The sequence below is a fragment of the Salinirubellus litoreus genome, from assembly GCF_037335815.1.
In the GTDB taxonomy this organism is placed as follows: domain Archaea; phylum Halobacteriota; class Halobacteria; order Halobacteriales; family Haloarculaceae; genus Salinirubellus; species Salinirubellus litoreus.
In genome coordinates this window covers 3,180,179-3,202,695 of record NZ_CP147841.1, presented here as the reverse complement: position 1 = coordinate 3,202,695, position 22,517 = coordinate 3,180,179, and the positions used below count along the sequence as shown (strand labels likewise).

General features: G+C 69.8%; 21 protein-coding genes. 8 read left to right on the top strand and 13 right to left on the bottom strand.

All coding sequences use genetic code 11. The features are described 5' to 3' along the window. Positions 1–128 precede the first annotated feature (128 nt). Entirely contained in the window at positions 129–1,352 is a 1,224-nt protein-coding gene (locus WDJ58_RS15995) for a mandelate racemase/muconate lactonizing enzyme family protein (RefSeq protein WP_338914277.1), read from the bottom strand. A gap of 120 nt (positions 1,353–1,472) precedes the next feature. Between WDJ58_RS15995 and WDJ58_RS15990 the strand changes: the two genes are divergently transcribed. From WDJ58_RS15990 to WDJ58_RS15975, 4 genes are all read left to right on the top strand, one after another. Beyond that, complete coding sequence (locus tag WDJ58_RS15990) at positions 1,473–2,642, top strand: enolase C-terminal domain-like protein (protein ID WP_338914276.1); 1,170 nt, start codon at positions 1,473–1,475, stop codon at positions 2,640–2,642. A 75-nt stretch (positions 2,643–2,717) separates the two neighbouring features. Then, positions 2,718–3,182: an MOSC domain-containing protein gene (locus tag WDJ58_RS15985; protein WP_338914275.1), complete on the top strand. Its 465-nt coding sequence runs from the start codon at positions 2,718–2,720 to the stop codon at positions 3,180–3,182. Between the two features lie 129 nt (positions 3,183–3,311). After that, complete coding sequence (locus WDJ58_RS15980) at positions 3,312–4,577, top strand: mandelate racemase/muconate lactonizing enzyme family protein (RefSeq protein WP_338914274.1); 1,266 nt, start codon at positions 3,312–3,314, stop codon at positions 4,575–4,577. 60 nt (positions 4,578–4,637) lie between these two features. Then, the gene (locus tag WDJ58_RS15975; protein WP_338914273.1) at positions 4,638–4,913 is read left to right on the top strand and encodes a hypothetical protein; all 276 of its coding nucleotides are present in this window, start codon (positions 4,638–4,640) and stop codon (positions 4,911–4,913) included. A gap of 71 nt (positions 4,914–4,984) precedes the next feature. Here the strand turns inward: WDJ58_RS15975 and WDJ58_RS15970 are convergent, their stop codons facing one another. From WDJ58_RS15970 to WDJ58_RS15960, 3 genes are all read right to left on the bottom strand, one after another. Beyond that, positions 4,985–5,782 carry an MBL fold metallo-hydrolase gene (locus WDJ58_RS15970; RefSeq protein WP_338914271.1) on the bottom strand — a complete coding sequence of 266 codons (798 nt, stop codon included), beginning with the start codon at positions 5,780–5,782 and terminating at the stop codon, positions 4,985–4,987. 127 nt (positions 5,783–5,909) lie between these two features. Continuing rightward, positions 5,910–6,689: an HpcH/HpaI aldolase family protein gene (locus WDJ58_RS15965; protein WP_338914270.1), complete on the bottom strand. Its 780-nt coding sequence runs from the start codon at positions 6,687–6,689 to the stop codon at positions 5,910–5,912. 71 nt (positions 6,690–6,760) lie between these two features. After that, on the bottom strand, positions 6,761–7,969 hold the full coding sequence (locus tag WDJ58_RS15960; protein WP_338914269.1) for a PQQ-binding-like beta-propeller repeat protein: 1,209 nt from the start codon (positions 7,967–7,969) through the stop codon (positions 6,761–6,763). Between the two features lie 164 nt (positions 7,970–8,133). On the opposite strand from WDJ58_RS15960, the gene WDJ58_RS15955 reads away from it, so the two are divergent. Continuing rightward, the gene (locus tag WDJ58_RS15955; RefSeq protein WP_338914268.1) at positions 8,134–9,273 is read left to right on the top strand and encodes a mandelate racemase/muconate lactonizing enzyme family protein; all 1,140 of its coding nucleotides are present in this window, start codon (positions 8,134–8,136) and stop codon (positions 9,271–9,273) included. A 126-nt stretch (positions 9,274–9,399) separates the two neighbouring features. Here the strand turns inward: WDJ58_RS15955 and WDJ58_RS15950 are convergent, their stop codons facing one another. Further along, a complete protein-coding gene (locus tag WDJ58_RS15950; protein ID WP_338914267.1) occupies positions 9,400–10,569 on the bottom strand; it encodes an enolase C-terminal domain-like protein in 1,170 nt (389 codons plus the stop codon). 69 nt (positions 10,570–10,638) lie between these two features. Then, on the bottom strand, positions 10,639–10,881 hold the full coding sequence (locus WDJ58_RS15945) for a MoaD/ThiS family protein (protein ID WP_338914266.1): 243 nt from the start codon (positions 10,879–10,881) through the stop codon (positions 10,639–10,641). A 123-nt stretch (positions 10,882–11,004) separates the two neighbouring features. Here WDJ58_RS15945 and WDJ58_RS15940 point away from each other — a divergent pair, with 123 nt between their 5' ends. After that, a complete protein-coding gene (locus WDJ58_RS15940) occupies positions 11,005–11,316 on the top strand; it encodes a ubiquitin-like small modifier protein 1 (RefSeq protein ID WP_338914265.1) in 312 nt (103 codons plus the stop codon). Between the two features lie 32 nt (positions 11,317–11,348). Here the strand turns inward: WDJ58_RS15940 and WDJ58_RS15935 are convergent, their stop codons facing one another. Further along, positions 11,349–13,019, bottom strand: coding sequence for an aldehyde ferredoxin oxidoreductase family protein (locus tag WDJ58_RS15935; RefSeq protein WP_338914264.1), 1,671 nt, complete (start codon positions 13,017–13,019; stop codon positions 11,349–11,351). Positions 13,020–13,208: 189 nt separating this feature from the next. Between WDJ58_RS15935 and WDJ58_RS15930 the strand changes: the two genes are divergently transcribed. After that, on the top strand, positions 13,209–14,483 hold the full coding sequence (locus WDJ58_RS15930; RefSeq protein WP_338914263.1) for a hypothetical protein: 1,275 nt from the start codon (positions 13,209–13,211) through the stop codon (positions 14,481–14,483). 35 nt (positions 14,484–14,518) lie between these two features. Here the strand turns inward: WDJ58_RS15930 and WDJ58_RS15925 are convergent, their stop codons facing one another. Continuing rightward, on the bottom strand, positions 14,519–15,814 hold the full coding sequence (locus tag WDJ58_RS15925) for a DUF362 domain-containing protein (RefSeq protein WP_338914262.1): 1,296 nt from the start codon (positions 15,812–15,814) through the stop codon (positions 14,519–14,521). A gap of 106 nt (positions 15,815–15,920) precedes the next feature. On the opposite strand from WDJ58_RS15925, the gene WDJ58_RS15920 reads away from it, so the two are divergent. Continuing rightward, positions 15,921–17,087 carry a mandelate racemase/muconate lactonizing enzyme family protein gene (locus WDJ58_RS15920; RefSeq protein WP_338914261.1) on the top strand — a complete coding sequence of 389 codons (1,167 nt, stop codon included), beginning with the start codon at positions 15,921–15,923 and terminating at the stop codon, positions 17,085–17,087. Between the two features lie 82 nt (positions 17,088–17,169). Here WDJ58_RS15920 and WDJ58_RS15915 read toward each other — a convergent pair whose 3' ends face one another. The 5 genes from WDJ58_RS15915 to WDJ58_RS15895 form a co-directional block, all read right to left on the bottom strand. Then, a complete protein-coding gene (locus tag WDJ58_RS15915; protein WP_338914260.1) occupies positions 17,170–18,261 on the bottom strand; it encodes a mandelate racemase/muconate lactonizing enzyme family protein in 1,092 nt (363 codons plus the stop codon). 24 nt (positions 18,262–18,285) lie between these two features. Further along, a complete protein-coding gene (locus WDJ58_RS15910) occupies positions 18,286–19,077 on the bottom strand; it encodes an SDR family oxidoreductase (RefSeq protein WP_338914259.1) in 792 nt (263 codons plus the stop codon). Positions 19,078–19,146: 69 nt separating this feature from the next. Beyond that, complete coding sequence (locus WDJ58_RS15905; RefSeq protein WP_338914258.1) at positions 19,147–20,595, bottom strand: amidase; 1,449 nt, start codon at positions 20,593–20,595, stop codon at positions 19,147–19,149. Between the two features lie 65 nt (positions 20,596–20,660). Continuing rightward, positions 20,661–21,440 carry an HpcH/HpaI aldolase family protein gene (locus WDJ58_RS15900; protein ID WP_338914257.1) on the bottom strand — a complete coding sequence of 260 codons (780 nt, stop codon included), beginning with the start codon at positions 21,438–21,440 and terminating at the stop codon, positions 20,661–20,663. 86 nt (positions 21,441–21,526) lie between these two features. Further along, positions 21,527–22,492, bottom strand: coding sequence for a hydroxyacid dehydrogenase (locus WDJ58_RS15895; protein WP_338914256.1), 966 nt, complete (start codon positions 22,490–22,492; stop codon positions 21,527–21,529). Positions 22,493–22,517: the final 25 nt, after the last annotated feature.

The window sequence follows — 22,517 nt, the reverse complement described above, 5'->3', positions numbered from 1 at the left end:
GTGCGGGCGGGTTCCGTGCGACCCGCTCTAGGGGTTACCGTAGTTGGTCACCCCTTCTCGTCCCGAGGCCACGCTCCTCGACCCGTGTCGGCGGGTCGAAATCCTCCGGTCGGCCACGATAACCCCTATCAGTCCTCGTCGTAGTGGAACTCCGTCCAGGGTCCCTCGATGTGGGGGTAGCGATCGAGGACGTCCACGTCGACCTCGACGCCGAGCCCCGGGCCGTCGGGGACCGTCAGCGTTCCGTCCGAGACGTCGAGAGGGTCGACCAGTATCTCCTCGGCCAGCGGGAACGGGTACATCCCGGCGGTGTCGTCGCCGAAGACGGGACACTCGAGGAGCTCGGACCCGGGGGCGGCCGCGGTGAGGTGGGCGTTCGCCGCCAGCCCGAGCTGTGTGCCGAACTGGTGGGGGACGTACGTCACGTCGCGGCCGACGCAGGCCTCGACCGCCTCCCAGCAGCCCGTGAACCCGCGGTGGTGCCGGACGTCGCCCTGGAGGAACGAGACGGCACCGGTCTCGGCGAGCGTGACCAGCCCCGCGGGCGTCTCCTCGCTCTCGCCGCCCGCCAGCGGCACGTCGACCTCCTCGGCGAGGCGGGTGTAGGCGTCGTAGTCGGCGGGCTCGACCGGCTCCTCCAGCCAGTAGGGGTCGAACTCGGCCATCCGGTTCACCAGGTCGACCACCTCCTCGAAGGAGTAGGAGTGATCCCGGAGCTTCCACCACGTGTGGGCGTCGATCATCACGTCCATCTCCGGGCCGACGGCCTCCCGGATCAGTTCGAGCGTCCGCAGGTCCTCCTCGATCCCGATCCCGGGTCGGTACTTGTAGCCGCCGAACCCGCGATCCTGGATGGCCTTCGCCTGCTCGGCGTACCCCTCGGGCTCCATGTACATCCCGGCGCTCGCGTAGAGGGGGAGTTCGGTCGTCACGTCGCCGCCGTCGGCCAGCAGGTCGTACACCGGCGCGCCCCGCTCCTTGCCGAGGAGGTCGTAGAACGCGACGTCGAGGGGTGCGGCGGCCTGGGATTCGAGGAACGGGGGGAGCCCGGCCTCGTCGACCAGCGCGTGGAGGTCGGCGGCGGTCTCGATCTCCTCGCCGAGGACGTGCGGTGCGACCTCCTCCTCGACCAGGCCGGCGAAGTCGCTGTGGGAGGCGTCGTCGAAGTACTCCCGCATCGCCGAACTCGACGCGCCGGCGGGGGCGTACCCGACCGCGCCGTCGGTCGTCTCGACGACCACCAAGATCGCGTCGCGCTTGAGCAGTCGACGAGAACCGCCGAGGAAGTGGCGTTCCTGGGGCGGGTCGATCGGCGAGGACAGCGTGTGTGCGGAGACGTCACTGAGTCGCATCGTGCCCCCTTCCCCCCGGGGGCCGGATAAAACTACCTCACGCCCGGACGGATCGGGGTCCGCTCCTGTGGGTGGCCGGATCACCCAAACCACCATGACCCTCCCCGGGGACGAACGGGTGTGACACCCACCATCACCGGGATCGAGACCGTCGAGTTCACCTACCCCGTCGAGGACGCCGGGAACAACCCGAAGGGGTTCGACATGGTCTACCTCCCGGGGAACACCCACGAGCGGACCACCTACGCCATCCGTATCGAGACGGACGAGGGGATCGCCGGCGAGTACGTGGGCGGGAACCCGCCCGCGTTCGCGCAGGTGAACATGGTCGCGGACTACCTCGTCGGGAAGGACCCACTGGATCGTGAGCGCCACTGGAGCGAACTCAAGCGCGCGCTCCGGAAGTACGACCGGATGGGCATCGGACCGATCGACATCGCGCTCTGGGACTTCGCCGGGAAGTACCACGACGCCCCCATCCACGAACTCCTCGGAACCTACCGTACCCGGCTCCCAGCGTACGCGTCGAGCTACTTCGGCAGCGAGACGGGGCTGGACTCGCCCGAGGCGTACGCCGACTTCGCCGAGCGGTGTCTGGATCTGGGGTATCCGGCGTTCAAGATGCACCCCGTCGGCGGGATCGACGACCGCGACATAGGTAGGGAGGTCGAGGGCGTTCGCGCGGTGGGCGAACGGGTCGGCGACGAGATGGACCTGATGCTCGATCCGGTCAGCCAGTACGAGACGTTCGCCGACGCCCTCCGGGTCGGTCGGGCCTGCGACGAGCAGGGGTTCTACTGGTACGAGGACCCCATCGGCAGCGGCGGGAGCTCACAGCACGCCTACCGGAAGCTCCGGGAGGCACTCGACACGCCCCTGCTGTTGACCGAGCTCGTCAGGGACCTCGAACCACACGCCGACTTCGCCGCCGCGGAGGCGACGGACTTCCTCCGCGCCGACCCGGAGTGGGACGGCGGTATCACGGGCGCGATCAAGATCGCCCGGATCGCCGAGGGGCTCGGCCTCGACGTCGAGTACCACCTCCCCGGACCCGCACACCGCCACCTGATGGCCGCGAGCCGGAACTCCAACTACTACGAGCTCGGGCTGGTCGGCCCCACCTCTGGTCCGCCCCACGCCGAACCCCCCGTGTACGAGGACTACACCGACCGGCTGGAGGCCATCGAGGACGACGGGACGTTCCCCGTCCCCGACGGGCCCGGTCTCGGCGTCGAGTACGACTGGGACTACATCGAGGACAACGCGGTCGGCGGGCGTACCTACGAGTAGCTCCGTCTTCGACCGCCCTGGCGCTTCACCCGGGGCCTCGGAAAGCCTTAGGACACCCCCCGGCGACCGGGGTGCATGGACGGGACGATAGCGTCGATACACGTCGCGAGGGAGGCGACCGAGCCGATGGAACCCCGCGAGTCCGTCGAGGCGGTCGCGGGGCGGGGACTGCGCGGCGACCGGTACTTCGACGCCGAGGGGACGTTCTCCGGGGCGTCGGCCGGCGGGAACGAGCTCACGCTCGTCGAGCGGGAGTCGGTCGCGGCCATCGAGCGCGAGTCGGGGATCGACCTCGCTCCCGGCGAACACCGGCGCAACGTCACGACGCGTGGCGTGGCGCTGAACCACCTCGTCGGCGAGCGGTTCCGGATCGGGGAGGTCGTCTGCCGTGGAATCAGGCTCTGCGAGCCGTGCGACCACCTCGAATCGCTGACGGCCGACGGCGTGGTCGCGGCACTGACACACCGCGGCGGGCTCCGAGCCGACGTCGAGGAGAGCGGCGAGATACGGGTCGGCGACACGGTCGAGCGGGTCGAGTAACCGTCGTCACGCTCGGTTCACGGCGGGAGGAGGCACACCCTGCTCGCTTCGGCCCGCTCGTGTTCGAACGTGCGGGAACCTCTCCGATGCCAACACCTATCAGGTGTCCGGCTGCACGCCCGCTCGTATATGCCCGACTCGAAGTACCGACAGTTCGTATCGGACATGATCGGCGGGGTCGGCTGGCGCGATCTGAGCGACGGCCCCCAGAACCGAACCGAGGAGCGGGACGTCGAGATAACCGGGATCGACTGCGTGGTGGTCGAGGGTAACTTCCCGTGGAATCTCATCCGGGTCCGCACGGACGCGGGCGTCTACGGGCTCGGCGAGGCGTTCCCCGGCCCGGCGAGCGAGTACGTCGAGTTCCTCGAACCCGGGCTCGTGGGCCAGAACCCGCTCGACGTCGATCGGCTCGTCGAGCACATGACCCAGCTCGTCTCGGGGCTCGGCGGGTCGCTCGGCTACTCCCAGGCGGCGGTGAGCGGGATCGAGACGGCCTGCTGGGACATCGCGGGGAAGGTCACCGGACTGCCGGTCTACCAGCTCCTCGGCGGGAAGTACCGCGACGAGGTACAGATCTACGCTGACTGTCACGCGGGGGAGAACCTGGCGGCCGCCGCGGACGCCGAGCCCCGCGATATCTACACGCCGGAGTCGTACGCGCGGGCGGCCGAGGAGGTCGTCGACGAGGGGTTCGACGCGCTGAAGTTCGACCTCGACGTGAAGGTCGAGCCGGCCGACACCGCGACCCGGCGGCTCTCGACCGACGCCATCCAGCACAAGGTCGACATCGTCGAGGCGGTCCGCGAGGCCATCGGGTCCGAGCCGACGCTCGGGTTCGACCTCCACTGGAACTTCTCGGTCGAGACGGCGACGAAGATCGCCCGCAAGGTCGAGCCGTACGAACTCGACTGGATCGAGGATCCGGTCCCTCCGGAGAACGTCGACGCCCACCGGAAGGTGACCGAGAGCACGAGCACGCCCATCCTGGCCGGCGAGAACATCACGCGGTTCGAGGGGTTCGAACCGTTCCTGACCGGGCAGGCCATCGACCTGGTCGCCCCGGACATCCAGAAGTGCGGCGGCCTCCTCGAGCTCCGGAAGATCGCCGCACTCGCCGACGCCTTCGACATCCCCGTCGCCCCGCACAACATCTCCAGCCCCATCGGGACGATGGCGAGCGTCCACGCCTGCGCCACCGTACCGGGGGCGTTCGCCCTGGAGTGGCACGCCCGGGAGGTCGAGTGGTGGGACGACATGCACACCGGCGACGACCCGGTGATCCACGACGGCGCGGTCGTCGTCCCCGAGGAGCCGGGCCTGGGTATCGACCTCGACTACGACGTCGTGGCCGAACACATGGCTCCCGGACAGGAACCGCTGGAGCCGCTCTGAGGTTCGCAAGCACCACTCTTTAAGGACTCCGGGCACTCAGCCCGGTGGAGGCGACTTGTCATGGACGACTACGCGCTTCGCGAGGAGAGCGACAGCGGTAGCGAGGTCGAATCGACCGGCCCCGATGCCGAGGGACCTCTCGACGCCGCCGCTGACGTCTGGCAGGCGTGGGTACTCGCGGCCGTCGCCGTGGCCGCCGCCAGCTACTTCCACTTCAACGAGGGAGTGTGGACGACCGGCGCGGAGGTGTTCTACGCGCTGCTGTTCGCGGTCGGTGCCGTGGTCGCGCTCGGCTACGGTCTCTACGAGGTCGAGGATCGGACCTCGCCGGTCTGAGACGGTCGCCTCGCGATCGGCGGAGACGACCGGATCCAAATTCTTTCGGCGTGCACGCCGCCGAGCACCGGCTACGCTCGCGGAAAGGCCCCGTCGAGCAGCTCCGGGTCGTGTGCACCCAGTAGCACGCCGTCCGGGCCGACGCGTTCCCGTAGCCGGGAGACGCTCTCGTAGCACGCCGCGACGTCGACGTGGAGCCCCGGAGGAACGTACGGCGGGTCGTGCTCGACCGGTGTCACCTCGATGCGCTCCCCGTCGACGTCCCGTATCTCGGTCACGCCGGGCCGGAGGTTCTGCCGGCAGTAGATCAGGTCACAGGCCAGGGCGTGCTTCGCCCCCGCCGTCTCGACCACCACCGACTGCATCCCCTCGGTGTGGCCCGGCGTGTGGAGCAGTTCGAGGCCCGGGGCGAGGCGGTAGCCGCCGTCGAGGAGCGTGAGGTCGGCGTCGTCGAGCGCCGCCACGTGCTCGTCGAGGTACGCCCGGCGCAGCGGCGGCAGCGGGTCCCGCGCCGCCGCCAGTTCGGTGCGCTGGAGGAGGACCTCGCTCCCGGGGAAGAGGTCGACGTTGGCGGCGTGGTCGTGGTGCAGGTGGGTCAGCACGAGGTAGTCGACGTCGCCGGGGTCGACGCCGTGTTCGGCCAGCCCCTCGCGGATGGGATCCGGGCCGCCGTCCGGTATCGAACGTCCGGCGGCCTCCCCGTGTTCGGCCCCCGCGTCCACGACGACGACGGGATCGTCCGGGTCCTCGGGCAGCAGGAGGAGGACGACCACCGGCGAGGCGACCGTCACGCCCTCGTCGAGCATGTAGGTGAGGATCGTCTTCGGGAGGTCGAGCGTGCCACAGCGGATCGGATGGACGGTGTACATCCCGGCTCACCCACGACAGGGGGTGTGGTAAATCTACGCCGAGCGTGAGCGGTTCCCTCGTCATCGAACAGCCGTCCAAGTAGTCCCGAACGCGATCCGTCGACAACGGCCCGACTTCGCTCGCCCGTCAGTCCCCGCCTGTGACCGCCTCGAGCCTGTCGCCGACCAGTCGTCGCACGGCCTCCATCTCGTCGCCGAGGCGCACGATCCGGTGGCCCGCGTCGAGCGCCGCACGGGCACCCTCGACGCTGGTGGCCGAGACGCCGATGGGAATTCCCGCCTCGACGCAGGCGTTCCTGGACGTCTCGATGGCCTCGCGGACCTCGGGGTGGTCACTCCTGCCGGGATGGTCCATCGAGACGGCGAGATCGCCCGGCCCGAGGTACGCGAACCCGATCTCGGGGACCGAGAGGATCTCCTCGACGTTCTCGACGGCGGTCCGGTTCTCGATCATCGCGCCGACGAGGACGCTCGCGTCCTCGCGGTCGGTGTCCACGTCAGCGCCCCAGGACGACCCGCGGGCGTGAGCGACCCCCCGCTCGCCCGGCCCGTCGTCGTAGGTGTAGAACGCGGCCCGGGCGGCTCGACGGACGTCATCGGCCGTCTCGACCCGCGGGACGATCACCGTCCGGACGCCCGTGTCGAGTACCTTCCGAACGGTCGAGGGATCGTTCGACGGGAGGCGGACCATCAGGTCGACGCCGCCGACGGTCGCCGCGCGAACGAGGTGTTCCAGACTCACCGCGTCCTCGGCGCTCGGGCCGCCGTGTTCGAGGTCGAGCCAGGCGAAGTCGAGGCCGAGTCCGCCGTATACCTCGACCAGGTCCGGCGAGAAACTGTTCGCCCGCGCGCCGAACACCCGACCGCCGTCCGCGAGTCCGTCCTTCGTGTGGTTCGTGAGGTGCACGGCGGCGCGACGGGAGGTCGGGGGTTAAACGTTGTCCGTGGACCGGGAAGTGCTCCGGCGGATACGGACGGTCACGCGCCGATGGCGAGGAGTTCGGGCCCGTCGGTCGCGACGTAGACCGCATCGCCGGCGATAGCGGGGGAATGTGGCACGCCGGAACCGGTCTCGACCGTCCACCGGATGGTCCCGTCGTCCACGGCGATAGCGTGGAGTTCGCTATCGAGCGTCCCGACGAACACGCTCCCGTCGGCGACGGCGGGTGCGGCGGTGATACCGACGCCGGTGTCGACGTGCCACCGTTCCGTCCCGTCGTCCGCGTCGAACGCGTACAGGGTCCCGCCCCAGGTACCGGCGATGACCGTCCCGTCGACGACGGCCGGCGAACCGCTGATACCGGTATCGAGCGGCAGGTCCCACTCCCGCTCGCCCGTAGCCGCGTCGAGGGCGAACAGCCGGGTCTCGTGGCCGTACCTGCTGGTATCGGCCGACCCGACGTAGACGGAGCCCCCGTAGACGACCGGGTCCTTCGTGACCCCCACGTGGAGGGCGGTCTGCCAGACGCGTTCGCCGGTCGCCGCGTCGAGCGCGTAGATGACGCCCCGCGGGACGACGGCGTAGACGAGCCCGTCGACGACTGCCGGTGTCACGTCGACGTTGTCACCGAGGACGTCCGTCCATCGCCCGGTACCGTCGCTCGTGTCGAACGCGTGCAGGTCTCCCTCGTAGGTCCCGAGATAGACGCTCCCGTCGACGACGGTCGGCGAGGCGGTGAACCCCGCGTCGCCCTCGGCCCACCACAGGGCCTCGCCGGCGGGCCGAACGTCGGCCCCGCTCTCCCCCGACCCGCTCGACTGGCTCCCCTCGGCCAGCGTGTGCAGGACCCCTCCGCCGTCGGCCACGTACACCCTGCCGTCGGCGACGGCGGGGGTGCCGAAGAGGGAGAATGGAGCCCGGAACCACCAGTCCTCCTCGCCCGTCGCCGCCTCGACCGCGTGGGCGGTGCCCTGGAGCGTGGTGACGTAGACCGTCCCGCCGACGACCGCCGGCGACGCGCCGACGCCGAGGTCAAGCGGGAAGCGCCACCGAACGCCCGGCCCGGACGGCCCCGGCGAGTCCGGCGAGACACCCGTGTTGGCCGCGTCGTACCCGAACGTCGGCCAGTCGCCCGCCTCGGGCTCGCCGCTTCCGGGGAGCGACAGTCCGCTACAGCCGGCGAGCGATGCGATCCCCCCGGTTCCGATCCCCGCGAGTACTCCTCGCCGGGTGATACCCCGATCCATGCCGCCCTCAGGGAGTCGGCCGACAAAAGGACGGGGCGGACGTGCGGGAAGTGCGCCACGGGGACTCCCGGACGTCCCGCCCTTCGGGGCCAGTACACGCTACTGACGCGGTGGAAGATCGATCGCCCCTCCGGGTTTATGCCGGTCTCCGACGAGCGTGGACTATGGAGATAACCGACGTCGTCGTGCACACGCTGTCGCTCCCGGCCGTCGAGTCGACGAAGGCCGACAGCTCGCAGGACGCCTGCATCGTCGAGGTCGAGACAGACGAGGGGCTCACCGGTATCGGCGAAGCCGACTCCTCCCCACGGGTGGTCGAGGCGATAATCGAGGCACCGGTCAGCCACGACAAGAGCGCCGGGCTGAAGGAGGTCGTCGTCGGGCGCGACCCGTTCGACGTCGAGGTGCTCTGGAACGAGATGTACGACCGGACGTACTTCTACGGCCGGAAGGGCGCGGCCATCACGGCCATCAGCGCCGTCGACATGGCCCTCTGGGATATCATGGGCAAGGCCCTCGACCGGCCGCTCCACCGGCTCCTCGGCGGCAAGCACCGCGATTCGGTGCGGGCCTACGCGAGCACGCTCTTCCCCGACGACCCGACCGACACCGACCACATGCGCCGCGAGGCCGAGGCGGCGCTCGACGAGGGGTTCACCGCCATCAAGTTCGGCTGGGGTGGGTTCGGACGGGATCGGCGAAACGATCTCGAACTCGTGGGGACGGCGCGCGAGGTGCTCGGCGAGGAGTTCGACATCATGGTCGACGCCGGGATGGTCTGGCAGGAGGACGTGAAGGGGGCGATCAAGCGGACGAACGAACTCGACCGCGCGCACGACCTCTACTGGATGGAGGAGCCGTTCTACGCCGACAACCTCGACGGCTACCGACGACTGAGCGAGGCCACGGAGACCCGGATCGCCGGCGGCGAGGAGGAGTATACGCTCTACGGCTTCCGCGAGTTCGTCGATCGGGGGAAGCCGGACGTTCTCCAGCCCGACGTCGCCCGCTCGGGTGGGATCACGCACCTCCAGAAGATCGCGGCGCTCGGTGCCGAACGCGGCATCCCTTTCGTCCCTCACGGCTACAGCACGGACGTCATCGTCGCCGCCAACCTCCAGCTCATCGCGGCCAACCGCAACGCCCCCCTGCTGGAGTACTGCGTCGAGGACTCCCCGCTCCGGTGGGATCTCGTCGAGGAGGACCTCACCGCCACCGATGGGTACGTCGGGATCCCCGATCGTCCCGGCCTGGGGATCACACTGAACCGGGACACGATCGAGGAGTACCGCGTGGAGTTATAGGCGCGGCCTCGACGATCGCTCGATTGCGGGCGGGTGCCGCGGGCGAGCAAACGTTACGGCGGCGGGCGATAGGACGTGTCGGGGGAGCCCCGCGGAGGATCGGGACCGACTCCGGTCTCCGGCGACCTACGGTAGCCCGCTCGCCGCCTCGCTGTCGAACAGTTCGTGGCCCGTCTGTCGCCGTTCCACGAAGTCCCAGTCGATCTCGACGCCCAGGCCCGGGCCGCCGGGGATGGGGACGTGTCCGTCGGAGTCGACCACCTCGGGCGAGTCGACGAACCCCTGGTCGACCATCCAGTCGAACCCCTGCGGGTGGAGCAGCGCGTGCTCGTAGTAGTTCGTGTTCCGGATGGCGCTCATGCAGTGGAGATGCGACGGGCCGCCGACGTGGAGTTCGACGTCGCGGCCGAACCCCTCGACGACGTGGGCGATCTTCATCACTCCAGTTATTCCGCAGTCGAGGTGAGCCTCCGCGCGGACCATGTCGAGCGCGTCGTGTGCGAGGTGGTCGGTCCGACCGAACGGACCCCCGCGGACGTGCTCGACGCCCAGTATCGGCGTGTCGAGGTCGCGTGCGAGGTTCCGGTTCATCTCCAGGCTCTCGCCACCGTCGCCCATCGGGTCCTCGTACCAGAAGTAGTCGAGTTCGTCCATGACCCGGCCGACCCGGAGCGTCTCGGCGTAGGTGTCGTACTCGCTCGCCGGGTCGAGCATCAGGTCCATCTCCCCGCCCACCCGCTCGGCGACCGCACGACAGATCTCGATATCACGGGAGGGGTCGCCGAACCCGTGGATCTTGAACCCGGGGTAGCCGTCATCGCAACACTGCTCGGCGAAGTCGGCGTAGGCTTCGGGGGAGTTCAGCCCGTCGTCCTCCTCGTCGGCCATGAACGTCGAGGCGTACGCGGGGACGGGGTCGGGGCTCCCGCCGAGCAGTGCCGAGATGGGCGCGTCGAAGTGCCGGCCGGCGAGGTCCCACAGAGCCACGTCGATGGGACCGACGCCGGCGTGGTCGAGGTGTCTGAACCGCTTCCAGAGGTCCTGCCAGAGCTCCTCACGCTCGAGGGGGTCTCTGCCGATCAGCGTCCCCGCGGCCATCCGCACCTGTGCCAGCATCGCCGGAACGAAGTAGAACCCCCGGTAGTACCCCTCCTCGCCGTCGGCGGTCCTGATCGTCAGCACGAACCCGGGCGGTTCGAGCGTGCTATCGGGATCGTACGCCTGGCGGTTGTTCCACGTTCCGACGTCCTCGAGTTCGAAATCGAACTCGTGTATCTCGACCTCGCTGATGCGCATGACCCCCCGCTCGCGGGGTGGTCACGTAAAACCCACCGGCGATGGGGGTCCCCGTCCCCGGGGGTCGTTCTACCCCTCCGGCATCGGCGAGTCGGTGACGCTCACCACGTCGCCGCCGGCGATGGTCGTCTCGCGGTCGAGATGCCGTCGGTCACGCATCACCACGGCGTCCGTCGGGAAGTCGCTCTCACTCCGGGCGGCCAGCGCGTCGAGGACGTCGCCGACCGTGGCCTCCTCCTCGAGGTCGAGTTCGACCGACTTCTCCCCGACCGCGCTCCGCACGGCACCGTAACACCGGATCTCGACCTGCATGTCCCGGCGTTCGCGGAGCCGACCCATGAGCGTTCCCGTCGATCCCCGTCCGGTGTCGTCCGGGAGAAGAGCTCCGGGCCCGAGCGACAGCGTACAAGTCCCCGGGGTGAGAACGGACGGTCGATGAACGTCGAGTTGCGGTGTTTCGGACCGGTTCGAGAGGCGGTCGGTACCAAGAGCGCGACACGCGAACTCCCCGAGGGGGCGACCGTCGCCGATCTGCTGTCGGAGCTGGTCGAGGACGCGCCCGACCTGGACGGGCAGCTCCTGGACGAGACGGGCGAGGTGAGCGGGAGCATCAACGTGACAGTCGACGGTGACAACGTCCGCCAGCTCGACGGGGCGGCGACGGCGCTCTCGGACGGCGACGTCGTGCGGATCGCACCGCCGGTCGTCGGTGGAGGCGGGAGACAGCGGCGAGAACGGGGGTCGTAACGCTCCCCAGAACAACGGCCGGGGCGTCCGGCTCAGTCGTCCGCGACCGCGTACTCGGCGACCGCGGAGTCGGGGACGGTCCCGTCGTCGTTCCAGCCACGGAGCTCGTAGTACTCGTCGAGTGCCGCCTCGAAGTCCGGGAGCTCGTAGGGCAGGACGTCGTCGGCGCGGTCCATGCCGCGCTTGTTGTTGAAGTGCCGTTCGAGCTCGATCACGCGCGAGCCGATCGACAGGAGGTCGTCGTAGTCGGCGTCGAACAGCGTCTCGAGCACCTCCTGGGTGACGTAGTCGTCCTCGCCGAACGCACAGATGATGGCCGTGTCGCGGATGGCCGCCCGGTTCTCGCGGTCGAGTACCACCGCTGGCTTGCCGTCGAGACCGATCGGATCGATATCGCCGTCGTACTCCACTCTGAGGGTGGTCGAGTACATGTGGTCGCCGCCGCGGTTGGCGACGGCGTAGCTGAACCCCTGCCCGTTGATGGCGCGGCCGTCGTGGGCGGCGAACTCCATGCCCTTGACCGACCAGTTCTCGACGCCCAGTTCCTCGTGACAGCGGGCGACCCCCTCGGCGAGCGTGTCGCCGATGCCCTCGCGGTGGGCGATCTTCTCGACCGTCTCGTGGATCAGGTCGGCGTTGCCGAACTCGTCCTCGGACATCAGGTAGGCGGCGACGGTGTCGCCGGCCGAGATGGTGTCGAGACCGAGGCGGTCACAGAGCTCGTTCGACTTCATCACGTCGACCACGTCGTCGACGCCGCAGTTCGACCCGAACGACATGACCGTCTCGAACTCCGGGCCCTCGGTCTCGAACCCCGTCTCGTCGTCGCGGGTGGGGAGCTTGCACGCGAACGCGCACTGCGAGCAGGCGGCCTTCTTGTACTTCTTGGACTCGACGGCGTCGCCGTCGATGCCGTCGACGCCCTCGAACTCCATCTCGGAGAAGTACCTGGTGGGCAGCGAGAAGTTGTCGTTGATGAACGCCGTTCCCGCCGTCGTTCCCTGGCGTTTCATCATGTCGTCGGCGGTGGCGGCGTGCCGGTGGACCTCCATCTGGGTCTCCTCGGGGATCTCCAGTTCCGGCGCGGAGTCCCCCTGGAAGGTGACCGCCTTGACGTTCTTCGACCCGAGGACGGCACCGAGCCCGCCGCGGCCGAACGCCCGGCTCTCGTAGGTCATGATGCAGGCGAACCGGACGAGGTTCTCGCCGGCCGGGCCGATGCAGGCGATGTGCTCGGCCTCCAGCCCGTGATTCTCGTTCATGTACTCCGTCACGTCGGGTACCTCCGCGCCCTCCAGTTCCGGCACCTCCTCGAACTCGACGCCCTCGTCGGTGACGTGGACGGCGAGCAGTTCGTCGCTCGCGCCCGTGATCTCGATGGCGCTGATACCGGTGCCGGCGAAGTTCCGGGACATGTACCCGCCCGCGTTGGTCGAGAGCAATCCATCGGTGAGCGGCGAGAGCCCCGTCGCGTTCATCCGACCGGTGAAGCTCATCGTCGATATCTGGAGCGGCCCGGTGTCGAGGTAGACGGCGTTCTCCGGCCCGAACGGGTCGGCGTCGAACGGGATGCGGTCGTGGGCGAGCTTCGTCGCCAGCCCCCGACCCCCGATGAAGGTCGACAGTTCCTCGTCGACGTCCACCTCGGTCGCCTCTCGCTCTCCCACGTCGACGCTCAGTAGCGGCCCTTTCGCGTGTAGCATTTCGGTTTGGTCTCCGGTACCCAGCTACAAAAAGACTCCCTCGATCCACTATCCTCCAGCGATTCGTCCGTCCCGGTCCGGGCTCCCCCGATTCCCGGCGGGACCCCACACCTACCGGGAGGGCTAAGGGGCACGGACCGGAAGGTTCGCGGGAGAGATGACCGCACGGGCCGCCGTTTCACCCGTCCGATGACGCTCCAGCGGGCCGCCTTCGAGCGTGCGGTCCGCCGTCTCGACGGCGACGACACCCGCGGGTTCGTCGCCGACCTGCTCGACGCGCGCGGCTACCGGACGTCGATCGAGGGACCGGTCGTGACGGCGACGAAGGGAGCCCGGACCACCGAGGAGGACCTGTCGAAATCGCGCGCGCGCCCGATGGACGTGGAGCGTGCCGAGAGCCCCGTGGACGCAGGGGACACGATGCGATTCCTGATCGTCGACGGGCTCCGTACGGTCGCCGCCGTCGGGCGCACGCCCCGTATCGACGCCGTCGTCGTCACCGGCGGTCCCCTCGCGGCGACCGTCGGATCGATCGTCCGGGCGGGTGTCCCGGTGCCGGACGACGGGCCGGGCGTCGTCGGCATCGACACCCTCTACGAGTGGTTCGCCTACGCGGTCGACGCCGAGACCCGGGCGGCGCTCGCGGCGACCTACCTCGACGCGACCGAACCGTCGGCGTTCGAACGCGTGTGGTCGGGACTTCTAGAGGCGTTCGGCGGCGCGGTGACGCGGTCCGGGCGGGTCCCCAGACCCTCCGGTCGGGCCGTGGCGGTGATACTGCTGGCCGCGCTCGCCCTCCTGGCGACAGCGACTGCCGGTCCGGCCGGCCTCCTCTCGTCGCCGGGGCAGACGGTGGACGACGGCGGTGACACGCCCACACCCCGACTCACGCCGGTTCCCACGGCGGCCGCGGCCGCTTCCGGGACGCCGGCGTCCGCCGTCGTCCTCCCCGAGTCGTGCCCGCCGGCACCGACGGGGACCCACCCGGCGTCGCTCCGACCGGGGGTGATCACGACCGCCAGCGCCGACGGCCTCGAGGGCTGGCGACTGCTGGCCACCCAGAACATCTCCGAGTACGACTTCGACCCGAACGACCAGCAGCTCGGGCCCGTCCCGGAGATGAGACATCTGGCGGTGTTCGAGACGCAGGCCGGCGTCCGGCTCCGGCTCGGGCTGGATCGCTGGGAGTCCCCAGCACGGGCGGAGACAGCTATCGAACGAGGTGGCCCCTGGTCGCTCGCGTTCCCCTGGGGTGCCTACGGTGTCTGGGTCGAGCGGCAGCCCACGAACGAACGGAGCGGGCCGGCCGCGCGACAGCTCCTCGCCGCCGTCAGGACGCCGGACGGCGTCGGACTGGGTGGCGCGTGCGTCTCGGAACTCCTGAGCGCGAGCCCGAATGGGACCACGACGAACGCGGCGACGCAGGGCGGACGGAGGTACACGCGAACGACCGGAACGACCTGAGGTGCTGGCGTCGGCTCGGCTCCGCCGCCCGACCGTCAGACCAGGTCGCCGTCCTCGAACGCGAGCGGTTCGGGGGTCCCCACGTCGGCGTTCGGGTCCTCCCGGAGTTCGTCGACGAGCGGCTCGGAGACCCAGAACCGATCGAGGTCGAGCGTGTTCCCGACCCGCGCGATGCGCATCTCCGCGGGGTCGACCACGCCACAGCCCGAGTATGCCGCCGTCAGCGCGATGCGGTCGTCAGGGAAGACGACCGGGACGCGCGCGCGGACCGGCTCGCCCGACGTGAGCGCGTTGACGTACGTGTCGGTCGTGTCGACCGCCTCGACGAGCCGCCGGTGGGCGTAGTCCGCGAGCCCCATCCCGATGGCGTTGCCGTGTGATCCCTCCGTGACCGACCGGACGTAGATACGGGTGTAGCGGGGTGAGTCGGGCTCTGCCTCGCCGTGCATCAGCATCCGACCGACGACGTTCGTGTCCATGCCGGTCCCGCTGATCTCCTTGCCGATCTCGTCGATGACCAGCAGGTCGAGCTCCTCGATCGGGATGGTGCCGATCAGTTCACGCGAGCGGTCGAGCAGGTCGGGTTCGCGGTCGAGTATCTCCCCGACGTCGAGCCCCTCGATCGCGGCCGCCCGCTCGTTGGCGTTCTCGACGAGCGCGAGCCCGCCGACGATCGGGACCTCCTCGAACAGGATCGAGGCGCGTTCCCTGATGACGTCCGCGAACGTCCCCGCGAGCGCCGCCTTGTGGGTCGCCTCCGCGCCGCGCTGTTTGCCGATGCCGATGACGGCCATCTTGCAGAGCCCGCTCTCGACGTCGCCCGAGAAGTCCGTGTGGAGCTTCACGCGGTTCGCCAGCAGGACCGCGTCGGCCCCCAGGGCGTCCCGGGAGGCGTAGACCGGCCGACCGTCCGAATCGGAACCGACCCGCTCGATGTCCATCGAGGCGACGATCTCACAGCCCATCGACTCCTCGGTGATCCCGAGCGAGGCGAGCGTCTCGACCTGGCCCTCGGCGGTCGCCCCCCCGTGGCTCCCCATCGACGGGACGACGAAGGGGTCGAGATCCATGGACTGGAGCTCGGCGACCGCCGTCCGGAGGACCTCCGGCATGTCGTGGATCCCACGGCTCCCAGCGGTGATGGCGACGTGAGCGCCCGGATCGAGGTCGGAGAGTCCGCCGACGGCCGAGAGCGCGTCGACCGTCGTCGCCTCGACGTCGTCGACCGCCGGCTGATCGCGTTCGTACCGGACGGGCGCGAATCGGGGGAGATCCTCGATAGTCACCTCGTTCACGGCGTCGAGCGCCGCGGGGTCGGGGGGCTGGAACATGGCCCGGGTTCGAGGCCCCTCCGCTAAGGTCTTGTGGGGTCCCTCGCCCGGGCCGTGGCGTTCGGGCCACAGGGCTATTACCCCCTGGAGCGTCGGTCGGGTCGCCATGGAGATCACGGAGATACGGGCGGTCCCCCTGTCCGATCCGGTCCCCGAGGAGAAGCGCCACCGAACCGACCTCGGGACGAAGGTGAAGACCGACGCGACGCTCGTCTTCGTCGAGACCGACGAGGGACACACCGGCGTCGGTGCGGCGCTCGGACACCCACCGACGGTCGAGTCCATCGTCGAGGGTTCGCTCGCGCCCGCCCTCGTGGGCGAGGATCCCACGTACACCGGCCGTCTGTGGGAGAAGCTCTACAGCGGGTCGCGGGCCGAGCCCTCCCTCGAACGGGGGTACTCCCAGCCACGGTGGGACCGACGGGGCTACACCCTCGAAGCCATCTCCGGGGTCGACATCGCGCTCTGGGACGTCACCGGCAAGGCGTTCGACCAGCCGGTCTACAAGCTCCTTGGGGCGGTCAGGGACGACATCAGGGCCTACGCGAGCGGGGGATGGGCGACAGGCGAAGGGGCGGCGGACGAACTCCGCGGGTACGTCGACCGGGGCTTCGACGCCGTGAAGATGCGCGCCGTCGGTCACGAGGAGTTCTCCGTCGAGAACACGCTCGAACGAGTCGGGATCGCACGCGAGGGGATCGGCGACGACGTGGACCTGATGGTCGACGCCCACGGGTCGCTTGACGTCCCCACCGCGATCAGGCTCGCACGACGGATGGAGGCGTACGACCTCACCTGGTTCGAGGAGCCGATCTCGCCCGACGACCACCCGGGGCTCGCGGAGGTCCGGGACGCGACCGAGATACCCATCGCCACCGGCGAGAGCGAGTTCACCCGGTTCGACTTCCGGAGCCTGTTCGATCACGGCGCGTTAGACGTCGCCCAGCCCGACGTGGCCCGGTGTGGCGGTATCACCGAGTCGCGCCGGGTCGCGACGATGGCCTCCGCGCGGAACGTCAAGTTCGCCCCACACGCCTGGGGTAGCGGCGCGCTCTTCGCCGCCAGCCTCCACCTCGCCATGTCCACCCCGAACTGCCCGATACTCGAGGTGCCACAGGCGTACATGCCGCTCCTGGACGACCTGTACGAGGAGGAGTTCGACATCCGCGACGGGCGGGTGTACGCCCCGGACCGCCCTGGCCTGGGGTTCACCGTGCGCGAGGACTTCGCCGAGCGGTTCGAGTACGTCGAAGGTCCCGAATACGAGTTCTGAGAGGTCGACTCGGCAGGTTCTTGGATCTCCGGAACAGCGGAATCGGGCTATCCTCCGAAACGGGACAGCGCTCACTTGGCACTCAGTCGAACGAGACGCCGAACGCCTCGCGGGCCGCCTCGCTAACCGCATAGCCGTGTCCGGGTTCCTCGGACAGCACCACCTCCCCGTCCCGGATCTCCGGGGCGTCCACCAGCACGTCGGTCGCGTCGTACTCGGGGATGTACTCGACGTACGAGCCGGTCGCGGCGGCGTTCACCAGGTGTGCGCTGACGGGGTAGTGGATGTGCGGGACGAAGGGGACGTGGTGCGTGGCGGCGAGCGCGGCGACCTCGCGCAGGGCGGAGACACCGCCTCCCCGAAGCAGGTCGGGCTGAACGACGTCCAGCGCCCCGCGGGAGAGCAGCCACTCGAACCGTTCGGGGCGGTAGAACATCTCGCCGGCCGCGAGCGGCGCGTCCATTCGGTTCGTGACCCGTCGGTGCCCGTCGAGGTTCCACTCCGAGATGGGCTCCTCGATCCAGCCGACGTCGTGTTCGGAGATTGCGCGAGCCCCGCGAACCGCCTCGTTCACGGTCCAGGACTGGTTCGCGTCGACGAACAGTTCCGCACGAGAACCGACTGCCTCGCGGACCTCGTCAACCCGGCGAACGTCCTCGTCGAGCGGTCGGCCACCGACCTTGGTCTTGAAGGCCGTGAACCCCGCCTCGGCGTAGGGAGCGTGGTGCTCGCCCAGGTCGTCGGTCGGAACGGTCGCGTCGAGCCGCGAGCAGTAGGCCGGAACGGCGGAGCCATCACCACCGAGGAGGGCGTAGAGGGGCTGGCCGGCCGCCTTTGCCTTGAGATCCCAGAGCGCGACGTCGACGGCGCTCCGCGGGAGCGCCGCGAACCCCACCTCGCCGGGGTAGTAGAGCGCCCGCTCGCGCATCTCCCGACGTCGCGCCTCGATAGCGAGGGGGTCGGAGCCGACGAGCAGGTCCTCGAACCCGCGGAGATAGCGCTCGTAGAGGTCCGGTATCGTCCACGTCCCGAGCCAGCCCGTCCCCGTGAGTCCGGCGTCCGTGTCGAGTTCGACGACGACCCAGTAGCGCTCGGCGACGGCCGCCCGCGCGTCGCCCAGTTCGCCGGATAGCGGCGGCTGGAGGATATACGTCCGTAGTTCGGTGATCTCCATGCCCCCGGTGAGACGCGGGGTGACTTAGAGGTTCGACGACCCGCTCCCACCGTCGATGACGATCGCCTGGCCATTGATGTAGCCCGAGAGCGGCGAGGAGAGGAACGCGACGGTGTTGCCGAGCTCCATCGGGTCGCCGATCCGTTCGAGCGGGATCCCCTCCGCACGATCGGCGAGCGCGTCTTCGAGGGAGTCGTACTCGCCGCGCTCGACTTCCGCCTCGGCCCCGTCTGTGATCCGCGGCGTACGGTGTGTGCCCGGCAGGACGGCGTTCGCCCGCACGTCGGGGCCGAGCTCCTCCGAGAGCGTCTTCTCGAGGCCGATGACCGCCATCCGAACCGAACTGGAGAGGACGTTGGTCGGTGTGGCCTCCTTGACGACCCGCGAGGTGATGTTGACGACGGTGCCATGATCGCTCTCTCGGAGGTGCGGGACGGACTCGCGGATCGCCCGGACGACGCTCATCACGAGCAGGTCGTAAGCGTCGTACCAGTCCTCGTCGGTCGTCTCCCCGAAGCGGAGCCTGGTCGGCCCGCCGGAGCTGATCACGAGGTGGTCGAGGCCGCCGAACGCCTCGACGGTCGCCTCGACCAGCCCCTCGACGTCCTCGCGGTCGGTCAGGTCCCCGGGGACTGTCACCACGTCGCCGGTCGCCTCCTCGCGGATCTCCTCGGCCGCCGCCTCCAGGCGCTCCTCGTCCCGGCCGTTCACGACGACGTTCACCCCTTCCCTGGCGAGCGCCGTCGCCGACGCCTTGCCCAGACCGCTGCTCGAAGCCAGCACCAGCGCCGCGTTCCCCTCGATGTCGAGTTCCATGCCCGGTCGCTCGGTGTGGGGTGGGATAAGTTCCGGGGGCGATTTCTGCGAGTTCGATCCCTTCGGCCCCTACAGCCGCTCGTAGGCGTCGTGCCAGGGTCGCTCGCGCTCGAACGCGGCGCTGGCGGCGATGACCGTCTCGTCGGCGTAGCGCCGACCCGCGACCTGCATCCCGACGGGCAGGCCGTCGACGAACCCCGCCGGGATCGAGGCCGCGGGGTGTCCCGACATGTTGTACGGCTGGGTGAGCACCCACCCCCGGAGCGGTTCGATCTCGACCCCGTCGACTTCGGTGGGCTCCTCGCCGTGGGCGAACGGGAGGACCGATAGCGTCGGGCTCACGAGGAGGTCGTACTCGTCGAGGGTCTCCTGGAGACCGTCGTAGACCCGCGTCCGGGTCCGGTCGGCCCGCTTGTACTCCCGGGTCGTCACCTCCGACTCGGGCCCCTCCAGGATGGTTTCGACGACTACCGGCCGAAGCTTCTCCCGGTCCGCACCGCGAGGATCGAACCCCTGGCGTTCGAGCGCGTCGAACAGCGACTGCCAGCGGACCCGCGCGAACGTGTAGAACGCCTCCAGGACCTCGGACTGCTCACAGCCGAGGTCGATCTCGGCCTCCTCGACCGTTGCTCCGGCGTCCTCGAAGGCGTCGACGGCGTCGGCGACGACCTCCCCGACCTCGGGTTCGACGGGATAGGTCCCGAGGTCGGGGCTGTACGCGACGTCGAGTCCCTCGATGCCGTGGTCGGTCGCGGCCAGGTAATCGTCGCCGGTCTCGGGGAGCGAGAACGGGTCCTCGGGGTGGGGGCCGGCCATCAGGTCGAGCATGAGCGCGGCGTCCTCGACCGTTCGGGCCATCGGGCCGACGTGCGAGAAGGGGGCGTGCGCCTCGAAGGCGTCCGGGCGGCTCACCCGGGGGACGCGCCCGAACGAGGGCTTGATGCCGTACACCCCGCAGAACGACGCGGGCGTCCGGATCGACCCGCCCGTATCGGAACCCTGGGCGATGGGTGCCATGCCGGCCGCAAGCGCCGCGCCGGCCCCGCCGGAGGAACCGCCCGAGTTGCGTGACGTGTCGAAGGGCGTGTGGGTCTCGCCCGCGACGAGGTTGTCCGTCGTACAGCCGAGGCCGAACTCCGGGGTGTTGGTCTTCCCGATCACGATGGCACCCGCGTCCAGAAGCCGGTCGACGAACGGCTCGCTCCCCTCGGCGACGTTCTCCTCGAACAGCCGGGAGCCGAACGTGGTCCGCATCCCCTCGACGTCGTCGAGGTCCTTGACCGCGACGGGGACGCCGTGGAGCGGTCCCAGTTTCTCGCCATCCTCAAGCGCGCGTTCGGCCTCCTCGGCCGCCGCCAGGGCGCGCTCGTCGGCGACCGTGACGAAGGCGTTGACCGCCTCGTCGCGCTCCGCTATTCGGTCGAGATGAGCCTCGACGACCTCGACCGGCGAGCGCTCGCCGTCCCTGATCTCCCGGGCCAGTTCAACCGCCGACGTGAGACACGGCTCCGTAGGCATATCTCCGGAATCGCACACGCGGGTATAAAACCTGTGCCGCGAGTGAGTGTCCCCGCGAGGGGACCTCAGACGTCCCGAAGCGCGCCGAGGCGCGCCCCGAGCGAGTCGCGGACGGCACCCACCTCGTCGCCCACCCGGAGGACGCGGTAGCCGTTCTCGATGGCCTCCGTCGCGGCCTCGGTGTCGTGCTTCGGCGCGCCGAACGGGATACCCGCCTCCTTGCACGCGTCCTCGGCGGTGCCGATGGCCTCCACGACCTCGGGGTGGTCCGTCTGCTGGGGGTGACCGAGCGAGATCGAGAGGTCGTTCGCGCCGATGAAGGCGAAGCCGAGCTCCGGCACCGAGAGGATCTCCTCGACGTTCTCGATGGCGTCGCGGTGTTCGAGCATCGCGCCGACGAGGACCGTCTCGTCCTGCCGATCGGTGAACCCCTCGCTGTCCTCGCCCCACCCCGTCGGTCGGCCGCCGCCGAACCCCCGCGCACCGGGCCCGCCGTCGTAGGCGAAGTGTGCGGCCTCGACCGCCTCGCGGACCTCCTCGGCGCTCTCGACCTGCGGGATCAGGATCGTACTGACGCCCGAGTCGAGCACCTTGTGTATCATCGGCGGATCGCCCGAGGGAAGCCGAACGAGGAGTTCGATCCCGGCGCTCTCGGCCGCCCGGACGAGCGCGTCGAACGCGGTGCCGTCGTAGGGGCTCGGCCCGCCGTGTTCAAAGTCGAGCCAGACGAAGTCGTACCCGAGCCGCCCGTAGACCTCGACCATCGTCGGCGAGAACGTCTCCGCGCGGGCACCCAGCGCCGGCTCGTCGCTCTCCAGCCGTTCGCGAACGTGGTTCGTCGGCATACGGCGGTTCTCGCTCATACCCGGCAAAAGGGTTGGGGTAGCGCGATCCGCCGAGGTCGGACCCTGTCGGGCGCTCCCGTACTCCGTTACTCCCAGCCGTCGAGCCCGTCGGCGTTGACCGTCGTTCCCGGCAGATGGCCCTCGTAGACCGTCCGGACGTTCTCCGCGACGCCGCGGGCCATCCGCTCCATCGCCTCGACGGTCGCGCCGGCGACGTGGGGCGTGACGATCACGTTCTCGGCCCCGAATATCGGGTCGTCGGTGTCCGGCGGTTCCTCCTCGAACACGTCCAGTCCCGCGCCGGCGAGCGTTCCATCCCCGAGCGCTGCCGCGAGCGCGTCCTCGTCGACGATGCCCCCGCGGGCGGTGTTGACGAGGATCCCTCCCCCGAACGCCGCGAGCTCCTCGCTTCCGATGGCTCCCTCCGTCTCGTCGGTGAGCGGCGCGTGGACGCTCACGACGTCGGCGCGCTCGAACAGGTCGGCGGACGAATCGACGAGCCGGACGTCCGGCGGTGTCATCTTCGGGGTGAGGTACGGGTCGAACGTGACGACGTCCATCCCGAACGCGCCCGCGAGCTCGGCGACCCGCGCGCCGATGCTCCCACAGCCGAACAGCCCGAGGGTGTCGCCCGCCATCTCGGGGGAGACGTACTTCGCCCGGTCCCAGGTCCCCTCGCGGACGTCGGCGTCGGCGACGCGGAGACGCTTGCGGACAGCGAGCGCGAGCGTGATCGCGTGCTCGGCGACGGACGGGGCGTTCACGTCCGGGGTGTTGCAGACCACGATCCCGTGTTCGGTCGCCGCCTCGACGTCGACGTTGTCGAGCCCCGCGCCGTGCTTCGCGATCACCTTCAGCCGATCGGCCCGTTCCAGAAGGGAGCGATCGACCTCGAACGTCCGGACGACGACGGCGTCGAACCGCCCGATATCCTCGCGCCGTGCCGCGTCGCCGGGATGGGCGTCCATCCCGACCACCTCCGCGAACTCCGCCATCGCCTCGACGCCCGTCTCGTCCATCGGCTCGGGGACCAGCACCCGCCAGTCGGTCATGTCCGTCCACTCCGGGGGAGGCGAC